Below are 12,590 nucleotides of genomic sequence, written 5' to 3'. Positions count from 1 at the left end.
TTATATGCCTTGGCAAATATGCCTATCCAGCGCTTTGGGGCGGTGTTGTTGGCTAATGGCAAACATGAAGCACGTATGAACTTGGTGTTTGATAACTACCTGGACTTGTTAAAAAGCGCCCACCGACCCGAGAACCTAAAAAGTGTCATGTGCAAAAGCCTGATTAGCGTCGATTGGCAAGGCTATGTTTATGACTGCGACTTCAACCAAATGCTGGATTTACCCTTAGGTGGCGGGGCTTCCGTACATATCAAGGATTTGTTGGACAAAAACCTGGATAACGCAAAAATCAGTGTCGCAGATCATTGTTTTGGTTGTACCGCAGGGCAAGGGTCGAGTTGTACGGGGGCGTTGGCAACGTAAATGAAAAGCCAGCCAAATACCAGATAGCGAATGCGTCAATGCCATTAAGCTGAGAAAAATCTCCCTCTCCTGCTAGAGAGAGTCAAGGTGAGAAGAATAAAAAAGTAAGTAGGGTGCGTTTTACGTACCAAAAGCATCGGTGTTTGGAGCAACATCATCAAACCTGACGGGGTAGTTTATTTCTAGTTTTTGGTGCATAGAATGCACCCAGCTAATTTGGTTGTAACATAGAGTATTAAAAAACATTTAAAATCAATGGAGTCTATTTCATTTTTTATGTCATTTTTCAGTCCGGAAACCATTACGTGGCTTAAAGAAAACGCCGTGGATTTGATCGGGCATGCGCTGACAATCTTTGGTTTTGTTGTTGCACTGATAATACTTGGCCGCCAACATAAAAGTACGTTATTGCTACAACGAGATAACTCTCGAGAAGAATTGAAACTAAAGATTCATGAACTTCTCGTGCAGAAAATTCGGACAATTTCGAGCGCAAACTCTAAAGCAAAAATGTACGCTTTCATGATTCCTTTCAACATTGAGAACTACCAAGTGCAAGTTGAGCGAGGCATGTGGCCTTCACCGATCAAGGAGCGAGCACCCGATTTTTCGCGGTTGCATTTTGAAGCGAACTACCCTTTATCTGAACTTATAGAGGAATTTGAAGCATGGGCTATAGTTCTACCAGGTATTGAAGTGTTTCAGGTTGCTTTAAATTCGGCTAACCACAATGCTCAAAATGCTTTTCAGTCTTTGTTCAATGTGCTCTGTAATGTGTTGCCGCTTGATCCGCCGCCGGAAGCTCCATCGGATATTCCGAGACCAGTAATTCAGCCCGCGTTATCAAGTGAGGAACTATTACAACTTAAGGGATTTGTGGATCGTTACACTGAGTCTTTAGATGAAATTGCTTGTTATCTTCATGATCTTATAATCGAATCTCAAAACAATCTCCTATCAGGGCTCTTTGAACGGCGTGTGCCTCCCAGAAATCCGATTGATCCAATCTATAAAGTAATCTCAACTGAGCCCACAAAGGCTAAACAATTGCTGCACTACTTTGAGAATGAAAGTTTATGGGGCAAGGCTAAGAAATTATCAGAAGCGGAGGTACACTCCAAACTTGAGAAGCCTTAAAAGTTTATACAGTCGCGTAGAGTGCGTTCTACGCACCTTTCGATGGCAATTGGTGTGCGGAGCGCACCCTTTCATTTTGCACCTTGATCCTTGTACCTTGCGCCTCAATTATCCGTCACCGCCCCCAACGAAGCCGAACTCACCAACTTGGCATATTTCGCCAACACGCCCCGGGTATAACGTGGCGCGGGTTGCTGCCAGTGCTCAAGCCTTCTGGCGATTTCGTGTTCGTTGACGTGCAGGGTCAATTGGTTGGTTTCGGCGTCGATGGTGATTTGGTCGCCGTTCTGGACGATGGCCAACGTGCCGCCGACGTAGGCTTCCGGCGTGATATGGCCGACCACGAAGCCGTGCGTGCCGCCTGAAAAGCGTCCATCGGTAATCAGTGCGACCTCTTTGCCCAAACCTTTACCCATAATGGCAGAGGTAGGCGACAGCATTTCTCGCATACCAGGGCCGCCTTTTGGGCCTTCGTAACGGACGACGATGACATCGCCTTTGACAATTTCGCCGTTTAATATGGCTTGCAACGCTTGTTCTTCGGCCTCATAAACTTTGGCTGTGCCGGAAAACACCAGGCCTTCCTTGCCCGTGATCTTGGCAACCGCGCCTTCCGGTGCAAGGTTGCCGTACAAGATGACCAGGTGGCTGTCTTTTTTGATGGGGTTATCGAGCGGGTGGATCATGTCTTGCTGGTCGGGATAAGGTTTGACATCCACCAGGTTTTCCGCAAGCGTTTTTCCTGTCACTGTCAAGCAATCGCCATGCAACAGCCCGCAATCCAGCAATATTTTCATCAACGGTTGGATACCGCCGATTTCGATCAATTCCGCCATCTGGTATTTGCCGCTGGGTTTCAGGTCGGCGAGCATGGGGACATTTTTGCCGATGCGGGTGAAATCATCCAGGCCAAGGTCGATATGGCTGGCATTCGCCATCGCCAACAGATGTAAAACAGCATTCGTTGAACCGCCCAGTGCAATGACGACGGTGATGGCATTTTCAAAGGCGGCCTTGGTCATGATGTCGCTGGGTTTGATGCCTTTCTTGATAAGCGCCATGACCGCCGCGCCAGCACGTTCGCAATCCAGGCGCTTGTCTTCGGAAATGGCGGCTTGGGCCGAACTGTTGGGTAGGCTCATCCCCAAGGCTTCGATGGCTGAGGCCATCGTGTTGGCGGTATACATACCGCCGCAAGAACCCGCACCGGGAATGGCTTTGGCCTCGATTTCCGCCAATTCGGCATCGTCGATCTTGTTGTTGGCACGTGCGCCGACCGCTTCAAACACGGACACGACATCCAGCTTTTTGTCCTTGTGGCAACCGGGCAAAATGGTACCCCCGTATACAAATACTGCCGGACGGTTAAGCCGTGCCAGTGCCATCATGCAACCGGGCATGTTTTTGTCGCAACCGCCGATGGCGACAATGCCGTCAAAGCCCTGGCAACCCACGACGGTTTCAATCGAATCGGCGATGACTTCACGGGACACCAGCGAATACTTCATGCCTTCCGTACCCATCGAAATACCATCCGAGATCGTGATGGTATTGAAGATGACGGCCTTACCATTGGCGTTGTTAACCCCCGCCGCCGCATCGTCTGCTAATTTATTGATGTGCATGTTGCAGGGAGTGACCATGCTCCAGGTCGAAGCAATGCCAACCTGCGGCTTGCCGAAATCTTCTGTCGTAAAACCCACCGCATGGAGCATGGCGCGGCTAGGTGCGCGTTCCATACCATCAACGACGAGGGAAGAAAAAGGGCGGGTATTGTTATCGTTCGAGCTGGACATTAATGTCAATTCCTGAAAAAGGGTGTGTGTTGGAGAATTTTAGGTTTTATGATGAAACGGGCAGCACTAAAGTTATAAGCGATCCCAACCGCTTTTACGACGCCAAGCTAATTTAGGCAATATGAATCCCAAGATAACACCCGCAAGCGACAACAGTCCGCCATACAAGAACCAGTCCTGGGTTGCGCCGTCTTTTAATGCATTATTTTCGAGCTTTAATTGTTCAAGTTCGCGCCTGACATTCACGACTTCCTCTTGAAGCTTGTCGCGCTCATCTTTTATTTGGATTTGATTGAATGAAGCTTTTTTTATTTCGGTCAATTCACGGTCTAATCGGTCACGATCCGCCGCCAGCGATTGTTCCAGGCTAGAACCTGGAGTTATGGCCGCCTTGGCCTTAGCCAATTCCTCCCTCAGATTATCGGTTTCTGCTTGCAATGATGTCAGGCTTTTAGAGCTTGAGTCCAGTTGGGAATTGTTAGGCGGCTGCAACATGGTATTTCGGGTGGCAATAAAACCTTCCATGCCGTTTTGTAGTTTGACGCGGGAAAATCCGGATTTGCTGTTTTCCTTTAACACGGTAAGCGGGGTACCGGTACGCAGCAGGCTGATTATTTTGCCTTTGTTGCTTTCTTCGCTGCGGAGCGGCAGGTCAAGGCTATTGGTCACATAAACTGTCTTTGAATAGGCGGGAGTTAAATTGATGAGTAAAACAAAAAAAACGCTGCATCTTTTCACATGATCCTCTGTAGTTAATTGTTTGATGCCATTAAATATAGCCCTATTTCGCACACAACAGAAATTCCAGGAGGGCTTTTTGTGCATGAAGGCGATTTTCTGCTTCGGCAAAGACAATACTTTGCGGGCCGTCCATGACATCTGCACTGACTTCTTCCCCTCTATGTGCGGGCAGACAGTGCATAAAAAGCGCATCGTCATGGGCTGCACCCATTATTTCGGCGTTGACCTGATAATCCCTAAAGGCTGAACAGCGTTGTTTCTGCTCTTCTTCTTGCCCCATACTGGCCCAAACATCGGTCACGATCAAGTCAACATTGTTTGCGGCGTCTGTCGCTTTGTCGAAAAATCGGACGCGATTACCTGCCGCATCAGAAATGACCTTGTCAGGCAAATAACCCACAGGTGCGGCAATATGTAACTTAAAATCCAGCACCATTGCGGCATGGATATAAGAATGGCACATATTATTGCCGTCCCCTATCCAAGCAACAGTCTTGCCTTGAATGTCGCCACGTTGTTCGAAATAGGTCTGCATGTCGGCAAGCAATTGGCAAGGGTGTTGTTCATCGGTCAAACCGTTAATGACGGGTACGGATGAATATCGGGCGAACGTAGTCACCGTTTCGTGCTTAAAGGTACGAAGCATAATACAATCGACCATGCTGGAAATAACTTTCGCACTGTCTTCCACGGGCTCACCCCGTCCTAACTGCGTATCCCTAGGCGACAAGAAAATAGCGTTACCGCCAAAGTGCGCCATGCCGGCTTCAAACGAGATGCGGGTACGGGTTGATGATTTTTCAAAGATCATCCCTAGCACTCGGCCTTTTAAAGGCTGATAGCCAGGGTCACGGTGATTTTTAAGGTCAATTGCCCGTTTGATGAGGCCGCGAAACTCCGCACCGCTAATATCGAGTAGGCTGATAAAGTGTCTAGGCTGCATGGTCGCTTACGGGTGAAAATTGTCCTGTGAACTGCATAATCAGCATCCCCAACGTATCCACAAGCAACTTGATTTGCGAATCGTCGATAATTAAAGGTGGCAGCAAGCGTATGACTTTTTCTTGCGTAACATTGATCAGCAAGCCGTTTACCAGAGCCATTTTTACCAGTTCGGTACAGGGCGCATCCAATTCGATACCGATCATCAACCCTTTATGGCGAATTTCAACGATATGGGGGTTATTGCGTAAAAGCCCCGCAAGTCCCGAACAAATGGCTTCTCCTTTGGTTTCGGCAGTGGCGATCAGGCTGTCCTTATCCAATGTTTCCAGGACAGCCAACGCAGCACTGCACGCCAGCGGATTACCACCAAAAGTAGAGCCGTGATTGCCTGCCGTGAGTACTGTCGCGGCCTTACCGGATGCCAAACACGCCCCAATAGGTACGCCGTTCCCTAAAGCTTTAGCCAATGTGCAGACATCAGGCAAGATGCCGTTGTGTTGGTAGGCGAGAAATTTTCCGGTACGCCCCATACCGGATTGAATTTCATCCAACATCATCAATAGGTTATGCTGGTCACATGCTTTACGGATGTTGCTTAGGTAATCGCTGGCTGGGATATTAATCCCACCCTCGCCTTGAATCGGCTCAACTAGGATAGCAACAATATTGGGATGCTGCCTGATAGCGTCGGTGATTGCAGCCATATTGTCGTAAGGCACACGGATAAATCCCTCAACCAGTGGTTCAAAGCCTTTTTGTATTTTGGGGTTACCGGTAGCGCTCAGTGTCGCTAACGTACGGCCGTGGAAACTTTTATCGGCAACAATGATGGCGGGCTTATCAATTCCGCGTTCATGCCCATATTTACGGGCGATCTTGATTGCAGCCTCATTCGCTTCCGCACCTGAGTTACAAAAGAAAACATTAGTCATGCCACTTAAGTCAATCAGCCAATCAGCCAGTTGCTCTTGTACCGCAATTCGGTAAATATTCGACGTATGCAGCAGTTTCCCGCTTTGTTTGCAGATCGCCTCGTGGACGGCAGGATGGGCATGCCCTAAACCGCATACCGCTATACCAGATAAGGCATCAAGATATTGCTTACCATTTTCATCCCACAACCACGCACCTTCACCCCGATCAAAAGTGATTTCTAAACGACCATACGTCGGCATAATATGGCTGGCCATAAGCCCCCCTGCAAATAAAAAAGGCAGTTCTTGACTGCCTATGAGAAAAGGGATCGATTATAATTTTCGAAGAACTGTGAAGCAAGTCTATTATTCCAAGATTTCCTGTTTTCATGATGCTAAAATTAAGTTAATTTTAACAGTAAGTGGATTTAAAAATGAATGTAACCGACAGAATTAAAGACCAACTTGAGAGCCATCCCGTTATTTTATACATGAAAGGCACACCGGAATTTCCTCAGTGCGGTTTTTCTGGCCAGACGGTGCAAGTCCTAAATGCTTGCGGCGCAAAGTACATGCACGTCAATATTTTTGAAGACCCAGAATTACGTGACGCGCTGAAGACGTATTCAAACTGGCCGACTTACCCGCAACTTTATATAGGCGGTGAACTAGTTGGCGGTTGCGATATTGTCACTGACCTGTACCAAAAAGGTGAGTTGAAAGGGATGTTGAGTGCTGTAGGCGGTATAGAAGGCTAATTGCGGTAGTTCGTTACTGTTCTTCGTTTGCGGTAACGACGGCTTCAAGTTGTTTCCATCGGTTAACTATCAGGCAAAACAATTCGGCGGTTTTTTCGGCATCGTAAAGGGCCGAATGGGCTTTTTCGTCCTCCCAAGACAACCCCGCAGACTGGACAATTTTCGATAAGACTGTCTGTTGGTAAACAAGCCCACCCAGGGTTGCCGTATCGAATGTGCTGAACGGATGGAAAGGGCTGCGTTTTATTTTAGTGCGGTGGATGGCGGCATTGAGAAAAGCAATGTCGAAAGCGGGATTGTGGCCAACCAGGATAGCGCGTTTACAATTGTTGCGCTTGATGGCTTTTGCGATAGGATTAAATAGCGCTTGCAGGGCTTCTAGCTCCTCAACCGCCATACGGAATGGGTGATGCGGGTCTATGCCATTAAACCTGAGGGCCGCTTCATCCAGTTCAGCGTTTTTAAACGGGATGACGTGAGTGCTATGGCGTTCGGTAATGAAAAGGTCGCGGTTGTCATCAAACTCGACAATCACGGCAGCAATTTCCAGCAACGCATGTTTTTTGGCGTTGAACCCTGCCGTTTCTATATCAATGACAACGGGCAGGTAACCTCTAAAGCGTTTGTCGATGGGGATTGTGGAAGTTGTCATTTAAGTATAATTATTTTTAAGCGGTCATTAGTGACTCTAGCCTTCGGTATGTTAACCGTTGTTAGGTCAAAACAAAAATAATAGCCAATAAGGGGCATAAAATGCAGAAAAAAGCAGTTGTGATGCGGGCAATAAGCCTTGTGTTTTTTATCTTTTTGTCGGGGTGCGCGACAACCAACAAAAGCAGCGATCCATTGGAAGGCTGGAACAGGGGCATGCAATCGTTTAACGATAAGTTTGACACCTACGCCATGAAGCCCGTCGCTAAAGGTTACAACTGGATCATGCCAGAGTTTGCCGACGAAGGCGTATCGAATTTTTTTAACAATATCAATGACATTTCCGTCACTATCAATGACCTTCTGCAATTCAAGCTGGCACAAACCGGTATGGATAGCACGCGTTTTCTGGTGAATACTACAGCAGGCGTAGGTGGGTTGATTGATGTCGCGTCCATGATAGATCTGCCCAAGCATCATGAAGATTTTGACCAGACATTAGGCGTTTGGGGAGTTCCGGTAGGGCCTTATCTGGTATTGCCATTACTCGGCCCTAGCTCGCCCAGAGGAGTGTTCGGGTTGATTGGCGATGCAGCCGCAAATCCCGCGACCTATGTCGGATTCGGCACTTTCCCAGGAATGAGCAGCGGCGTAGAAGCCGCAATTAGCAGCGGTTATTACGTATTGAATGCTATCGACAAACGCGCCGATAATCTCGCCACTGAAAAAGTCGTCGCCGAAGCAGCTTCAGTTGACCGTTATGAATTCATCAAGAACGCTTATTTCCAACGCCGAAACTTCTTGGTTAACGACGGCAATCTCCCAGAAGGCGATGGTGATCCACTGGAAAATCCCGAAGCCGGCAGCTTAGCGCCACTTGACCCACATCCACGCTAACCTTATCTCTCCGAATACGGACAAAAAATTGACTTATTGATAATACCCGTATTTTTATGGCCAGTAAAAAGGGGCTCACACCCCTTTTTTATTGTCCTTGGATAAGGCTCAGTTAGTCAAACTTACTGAAATACCACACCCCCCGCCAAACCAAAAACAATGAAAGGCACGGCAAAATACCCGTGCTGAGGACTGGTTTGCCCTGACCCCTGCACGAGTTTTATTACAGGATCGCTGGATGCATCATAGGGCTGGTCTCTTTACCGCGTATCTTTCGGTAGCAAAGAATGTGGCAATACTCTCAAAAACTTGGCTAAAAACAGAATTTCCGCGCCCTCCTGACCTTCGCAATACCCTAATAGCTGACACGTAAACCCAGTTCAACGCCACGCCCTGGCTCCGGCGCGAAATTACGCAGATAAGAAGTCGAATTTCGGATATTTTCGTTCAACAGATTTTTTCCTTTGGCAAAAAACGTTATTTCAGTACCCTGAAAATCAGCTAAACGGTATTGACAGCCCACATTCAGCAACAAATAACCATCAGTGTTTGTTTCATTTGCTCCGGCATTCTTTTGTGCTTCGCCACGGGTTAAGCGAACATTGCCAGACCACCCGTCCTTCTCGTAACTCAATTGCAGCCCATAGCGCAGAGGCGGCATTCTAGGTACATTGCCGCCCCGGTCAAACGTACCACGGGTATAATCACCGAACAGGGTCAGGTCGAGTGCGCCATACTTGTTTTGCATCAGCGGGAATATCGTTTGAGCCTCGAAGCCTTTAAACATGGCATCCGCTTGTTGGGTGCCCAAAACCGGGAAGCACCCTGCACATCCCGTACCCCGTGTAACAAAGCGGCCGTCCGCATCATTAAATAACTGGCTGGATGAGCGTTGTTGATAGATGTAATCGCCGACCCAATTTTGGAACAGGTTAATTTCCGCTGTCACCCAGTCACTGTTAAAGCGGTAGCCTAAATCCAGGTTATTAGACAATTCTTTGCTCAAGCCGACATTCCCGCGTTCAAAACTACGAGTGGCGTCATGAAAACCGTTTGTGAGCAATTCTTGCACTTGCGGGGCACGTTGGGAGTGCGTAAACGCCAAGCTCACTTGATGATGGTCGGCAATATCCCATAAGGCCGAAGCCGAAGCGCTGACGGGAATATAAGAAAGGCTATTGCGATTTTCTGGGGCAACAGTCTGGCCTTCAACACGCCCACCCAGTTCATATTTAACTTTGCCCACGGCTAAAGATTCAACCGCAAATAAGGCATAGGAATCGATGTTTGATTTGGGCACGATATTCTTGCCTTCGCCCAGCCCTTCAAACACGCTGTTGACCGATTGAAAACCAACGGTTCCCTTGACCTTGCCAATCGATAGGTGTTCAAGTTCCAGTCGGCTTTCAAAGGATTTGTTCAAAAATGTTGCGCCAATCTGCCTGCCATCCAGTTCATCATGTCGGTAATCGGTGTAACCTAATTTCATGCGGATTTCTTGGGCAAAGGTAAACGGCTGATTGAGTTGTGCCTTGAAATCATATTTGGTTTGCTTCAAGTTGATTGTGACAGGTTCACCGCCCTTTCCATTCGGCGCGATACCATAGACTTTGTCCAGGTGGTTGGTTGCCGCCCCGGCCAATCCAGCATCGCCGATATATGTCAACCCGACCGAACCACCTCGTGAACGCGCTTGTGTGTTATCAATTACGCCGTCTGAATTTTGTAATTGGCCGATCGGTATGCTGTTAAAACTGGGATCGAATTGCCTGACCGCCGCCTCATCTATCGCCAAACCGCCGATATGGGTATTGCCTTGGTCGCGGTAAAAGCCATCTAAATGATAAGCAAAACCGCTTTTTCCGCCTTCCAGTTTCAATGCGCTGGAAGTTTCATCACTTACCGAGTTATACCGTTGCTCGCCTGCTCCGCCTATAACTTTATCCGGTACGGATTCTGGAATTCGGTTGTCGATGACGTTGACTATCCCGCCGATTGCGCCATTGCCGTAAAGCAGGGTGGAAGGGCCACGCAACACTTCCACCCGTTCCGCAATGATGGGGTCAACACCATTGGCATGGTCGGGGCTTAAGTTAGAGGCATCATTGTTGCCAATACTGTTTTGCATGACCCGTACCCGTGAGCCTGATTGGCCTCGAATAACGGGCGTACCCACGCCAGCCCCAAATGATTGGCTAGTAATGCCCAATTCGTTGCTTAAGGTATCGCCTATGGTTTGCCCAACTTTGGTACGCAACGCCTCACCGTCCAATACCGTCATCGGCCTGGCTGATTTTGCGGTCGCTTGTTTAAGGCCGTTGCCGTAAACAACGACTTCCTCAAGTTGCTGGGGTGGCGATAAGTCGTCAGCGTTAGCGATTTGGACTAATGCATTGGACAGAAGGAAACAGATAGTGACGAATCTATGCTTCATGTGGGAGTCGGTTATTAAAACTATTGATGTAATGTTATTACATAACAATCGTCATGGCAACAGGAGCCTTCCTGCCGCCACTTATTATTTAAGGCCTAACGCTGCGCATTTTTGGCAGATGCCGTGAATCTCAATAGCTTTGCTGTGCACGATGAAATTGGCCGCATTGATTTCTTGCGACAAGGACTGCATCACTTGGCTGGCGGGACGTTCTTCGACTTCATTGCATTGCTGACAGATCAACAATAATTGTTCATGTTGGAATGCAGGACAACGACACCCGATAAAGGCGTTAAGGCTTTCAATGCGGTGTATCAGCCCTTGCTCGATCAAAAAATCCAGAGCCCTATATACCGTGATCGGTTTGGCGGTGGCTTGGTGAAACTTGAGCCGATCAAGCAATTCGTATGCTTTTACGGCTTTATGGCTGTCCCAAATCAATGCCAGCACTTGCTGACGAATGGGAGTCAGCGGTACGCCGCGTTGCTGGCACAATTGCTCTGCCGCCAGCATGGCTTCATGAACGCACTGGCTGTGATCGTGTCCATACGGATAGCCGCAATCACTGATGTCGGACTTAACTGAGATTACATCCATAACACACTATTACTTCATCATAACTATGATGCCAGCCCAAAATCATGACAAGCTAGGTCAAGAATTACCTTGATCGAACTTGAACATCCCATGAAAATAGAATAACCGCCAGCACATCCATTTTAGCCTTGGTCATTTACCGCACTAAAATACATAGTACATCGAAACCGCTGCTGACGAAACATAGGATATTTTTACTTCTCAGGGATATTAGTGGTTTGCTTACCTAAACCGCCCTATAAAAACATCAACAATAACCTCATTCTTTACAACCGTATTTACTAATGGCTGTCAAAGTATTGAGCTTTCCAACTCATGAATTCATTCGCCTTTAGCGGTGCAATCGAAACACCATTTTCACCATAACTCGACGGCACATCCCAACTGGATTTTTTCAATGTGATCGTTCCGCTATTCCTAGGTAAGCGATAGAAATCGGCACCGTAAAAACTGGCAAAGCCTTCCAGCTTGTCTAAAGCATCGACTGATTCAAATGCCTCAGCATAAAGTTCCAAAGCGACGGGTGCGCTGAAACAGCCCGCGCAACCGCAAGCGTTTTCTTTGGTCTCGATTATGTGCGGGGCGCTGTCTGTGCCTAAAAAGAATTTGGGATTGCCGCTGGTTGCCGCAGAGACTAAGGCTAAACGGTGTTGCTCGCGTTTCAATACGGGTAAACAATAATGATGAGGACGGATACCGCCAGCAAACAGGGCATTGCGGTTGTACAGTAAATGCTGCGGGGTAATGGTTGCAGCGACGTTATTGCCGGCGGATTCGACAAATTGTACCGCTTCAGCCGTTGTGACGTGTTCCAGGACAACGCGCAAATCAGGGAAATGTTTTATGATGTCGCCCAGATACCTGTCTATAAACAGCCGTTCCCTATCGAAAATATCACAATCTGCATCCGTCACTTCGCCATGGATGAGCAGCGGTATTTGGTGTTTTTCCATTGCCCCAAACAGCAGATAAGCCGCGACAATATCGGCAACACCCGAATCCGAATGGGTAGTCGCTCCCGCTGGATATAATTTGAAAGCGTGGATGATTTCAGATTCCGACGCTTTTTTAATCTCCGCTTCCGTGGTTGCAGCGGTCAGGTACAACGTCATGAGCGGCGTAAAATCCAGACCCTTGGGCACGGCTGCCCGTATTTCATCCCGGTACGCTAATGCCTGATCGACCGTCGTGACCGGCGGTTTCAAATTAGGCATGATGACGGCACGGGCGAATTGCCGAGCAGTATACGGCAACACCGTTTTCAAAATCGTGCCAGTCCTGACATGTAAATGCCAATCGTCTGGGCGAGTAAGGGTTAATGTTTTCATTATTTGGGGAGATGTCTGTAAAATAGCAT

At 48.0% G+C, this 12,590-nt stretch carries 12 protein-coding genes; 4 read left to right on the top strand and 8 right to left on the bottom strand.

Annotation, left to right across the window (positions count from 1 at the left end; all coding sequences use genetic code 11):
- Together MGMO_RS13690 and MGMO_RS13685 are read left to right on the top strand one after the other, a co-directional pair.
- Nucleotides 1-363: DUF3641 domain-containing protein (locus MGMO_RS13690; RefSeq protein WP_036308135.1), on the top strand; the 363-nt coding region annotated here is incomplete at its 5' end.
- Between the two features lie 276 nt (nt 364-639).
- Nucleotides 640-1,500 (top strand): hypothetical protein, encoded by an 861-nt coding sequence (locus MGMO_RS13685; protein ID WP_036308132.1) that lies wholly within the window; start codon nt 640-642, stop codon nt 1,498-1,500.
- 104 nt (nt 1,501-1,604) lie between these two features.
- Here MGMO_RS13685 and ilvD read toward each other — a convergent pair whose 3' ends face one another.
- The 4 genes from ilvD to MGMO_RS13665 form a co-directional block, all read right to left on the bottom strand.
- Nucleotides 1,605-3,296 carry a dihydroxy-acid dehydratase gene (gene ilvD / locus MGMO_RS13680; protein ID WP_023495648.1) on the bottom strand — a complete coding sequence of 564 codons (1,692 nt, stop codon included), beginning with the start codon at nt 3,294-3,296 and terminating at the stop codon, nt 1,605-1,607.
- Between the two features lie 72 nt (nt 3,297-3,368).
- Nucleotides 3,369-3,965 (bottom strand): TIGR04211 family SH3 domain-containing protein, encoded by a 597-nt coding sequence (locus MGMO_RS13675; RefSeq protein WP_235557290.1) that lies wholly within the window; start codon nt 3,963-3,965, stop codon nt 3,369-3,371.
- Between the two features lie 112 nt (nt 3,966-4,077).
- Complete coding sequence (argF, locus tag MGMO_RS13670) at nt 4,078-4,980, bottom strand: ornithine carbamoyltransferase (RefSeq protein WP_023495645.1); 903 nt, start codon at nt 4,978-4,980, stop codon at nt 4,078-4,080.
- Nucleotides 4,970-6,172, bottom strand: a complete 1,203-nt coding sequence (locus tag MGMO_RS13665) for an aspartate aminotransferase family protein (RefSeq protein ID WP_023495644.1) — start codon at nt 6,170-6,172, stop codon at nt 4,970-4,972. The genes argF and MGMO_RS13665 overlap by 11 nt, the downstream gene beginning before the upstream one ends.
- A gap of 158 nt (nt 6,173-6,330) precedes the next feature.
- Here MGMO_RS13665 and grxD point away from each other — a divergent pair, with 158 nt between their 5' ends.
- Nucleotides 6,331-6,654, top strand: a complete 324-nt coding sequence (gene grxD / locus MGMO_RS13660) for a Grx4 family monothiol glutaredoxin (protein WP_023495643.1) — start codon at nt 6,331-6,333, stop codon at nt 6,652-6,654.
- 13 nt (nt 6,655-6,667) lie between these two features.
- Here the strand turns inward: grxD and rnt are convergent, their stop codons facing one another.
- Nucleotides 6,668-7,306, bottom strand: a complete 639-nt coding sequence (gene rnt / locus MGMO_RS13655; protein ID WP_023495642.1) for a ribonuclease T — start codon at nt 7,304-7,306, stop codon at nt 6,668-6,670.
- A gap of 101 nt (nt 7,307-7,407) precedes the next feature.
- On the opposite strand from rnt, the gene MGMO_RS13650 reads away from it, so the two are divergent.
- A complete protein-coding gene (locus tag MGMO_RS13650) occupies nt 7,408-8,202 on the top strand; it encodes an MlaA family lipoprotein (RefSeq protein ID WP_023495641.1) in 795 nt (264 codons plus the stop codon).
- Nucleotides 8,203-8,557: 355 nt separating this feature from the next.
- Here the strand turns inward: MGMO_RS13650 and MGMO_RS13645 are convergent, their stop codons facing one another.
- From MGMO_RS13645 to pyrC, 3 genes are all read right to left on the bottom strand, one after another.
- Nucleotides 8,558-10,636: a TonB-dependent receptor gene (locus MGMO_RS13645; RefSeq protein WP_023495640.1), complete on the bottom strand. Its 2,079-nt coding sequence runs from the start codon at nt 10,634-10,636 to the stop codon at nt 8,558-8,560.
- Between the two features lie 84 nt (nt 10,637-10,720).
- Nucleotides 10,721-11,233 (bottom strand): transcriptional repressor, encoded by a 513-nt coding sequence (locus tag MGMO_RS13640; protein ID WP_023495639.1) that lies wholly within the window; start codon nt 11,231-11,233, stop codon nt 10,721-10,723.
- A 281-nt stretch (nt 11,234-11,514) separates the two neighbouring features.
- The gene (pyrC, locus tag MGMO_RS13635; RefSeq protein ID WP_023495638.1) at nt 11,515-12,561 is read right to left on the bottom strand and encodes a dihydroorotase; all 1,047 of its coding nucleotides are present in this window, start codon (nt 12,559-12,561) and stop codon (nt 11,515-11,517) included.
- Nucleotides 12,562-12,590 lie beyond the last annotated feature (29 nt).

It is taken from the genome of Methyloglobulus morosus KoM1 (assembly GCF_000496735.2).
GTDB classification, from domain to species: Bacteria; Pseudomonadota; Gammaproteobacteria; order Methylococcales; family Methylomonadaceae; genus Methyloglobulus; species Methyloglobulus morosus.
Note: the sequence above shows the minus strand (reverse complement) of the source record. Positions and strands in the feature narration are given on the sequence as shown.

Excerpts from the sequence above, each read along its gene's own strand:
- MGMO_RS13685 (WP_036308132.1), top strand. The coding sequence starts at position 640 with ATGTCATTTTTCAGTCCGGAAACCATTACGTGGCTTAAAGAAAACGCC.
- ilvD (WP_023495648.1), bottom strand. The coding sequence starts at position 3,296 with ATGTCCAGCTCGAACGATAACAATACCCGCCCTTTTTCTTCCCTCGTC.
- argF (WP_023495645.1), bottom strand. The coding sequence starts at position 4,980 with ATGCAGCCTAGACACTTTATCAGCCTACTCGATATTAGCGGTGCGGAG.
- MGMO_RS13665 (WP_023495644.1), bottom strand. The coding sequence starts at position 6,172 with ATGGCCAGCCATATTATGCCGACGTATGGTCGTTTAGAAATCACTTTT.
- grxD (WP_023495643.1), top strand. The coding sequence starts at position 6,331 with ATGAATGTAACCGACAGAATTAAAGACCAACTTGAGAGCCATCCCGTT.
- rnt (WP_023495642.1), bottom strand. The coding sequence starts at position 7,306 with ATGACAACTTCCACAATCCCCATCGACAAACGCTTTAGAGGTTACCTG.
- MGMO_RS13650 (WP_023495641.1), top strand. The coding sequence starts at position 7,408 with ATGCAGAAAAAAGCAGTTGTGATGCGGGCAATAAGCCTTGTGTTTTTT.
- MGMO_RS13645 (WP_023495640.1), bottom strand. The coding sequence starts at position 10,636 with ATGAAGCATAGATTCGTCACTATCTGTTTCCTTCTGTCCAATGCATTA.
- MGMO_RS13640 (WP_023495639.1), bottom strand. The coding sequence starts at position 11,233 with ATGGATGTAATCTCAGTTAAGTCCGACATCAGTGATTGCGGCTATCCG.
- pyrC (WP_023495638.1), bottom strand. The coding sequence starts at position 12,561 with ATGAAAACATTAACCCTTACTCGCCCAGACGATTGGCATTTACATGTC.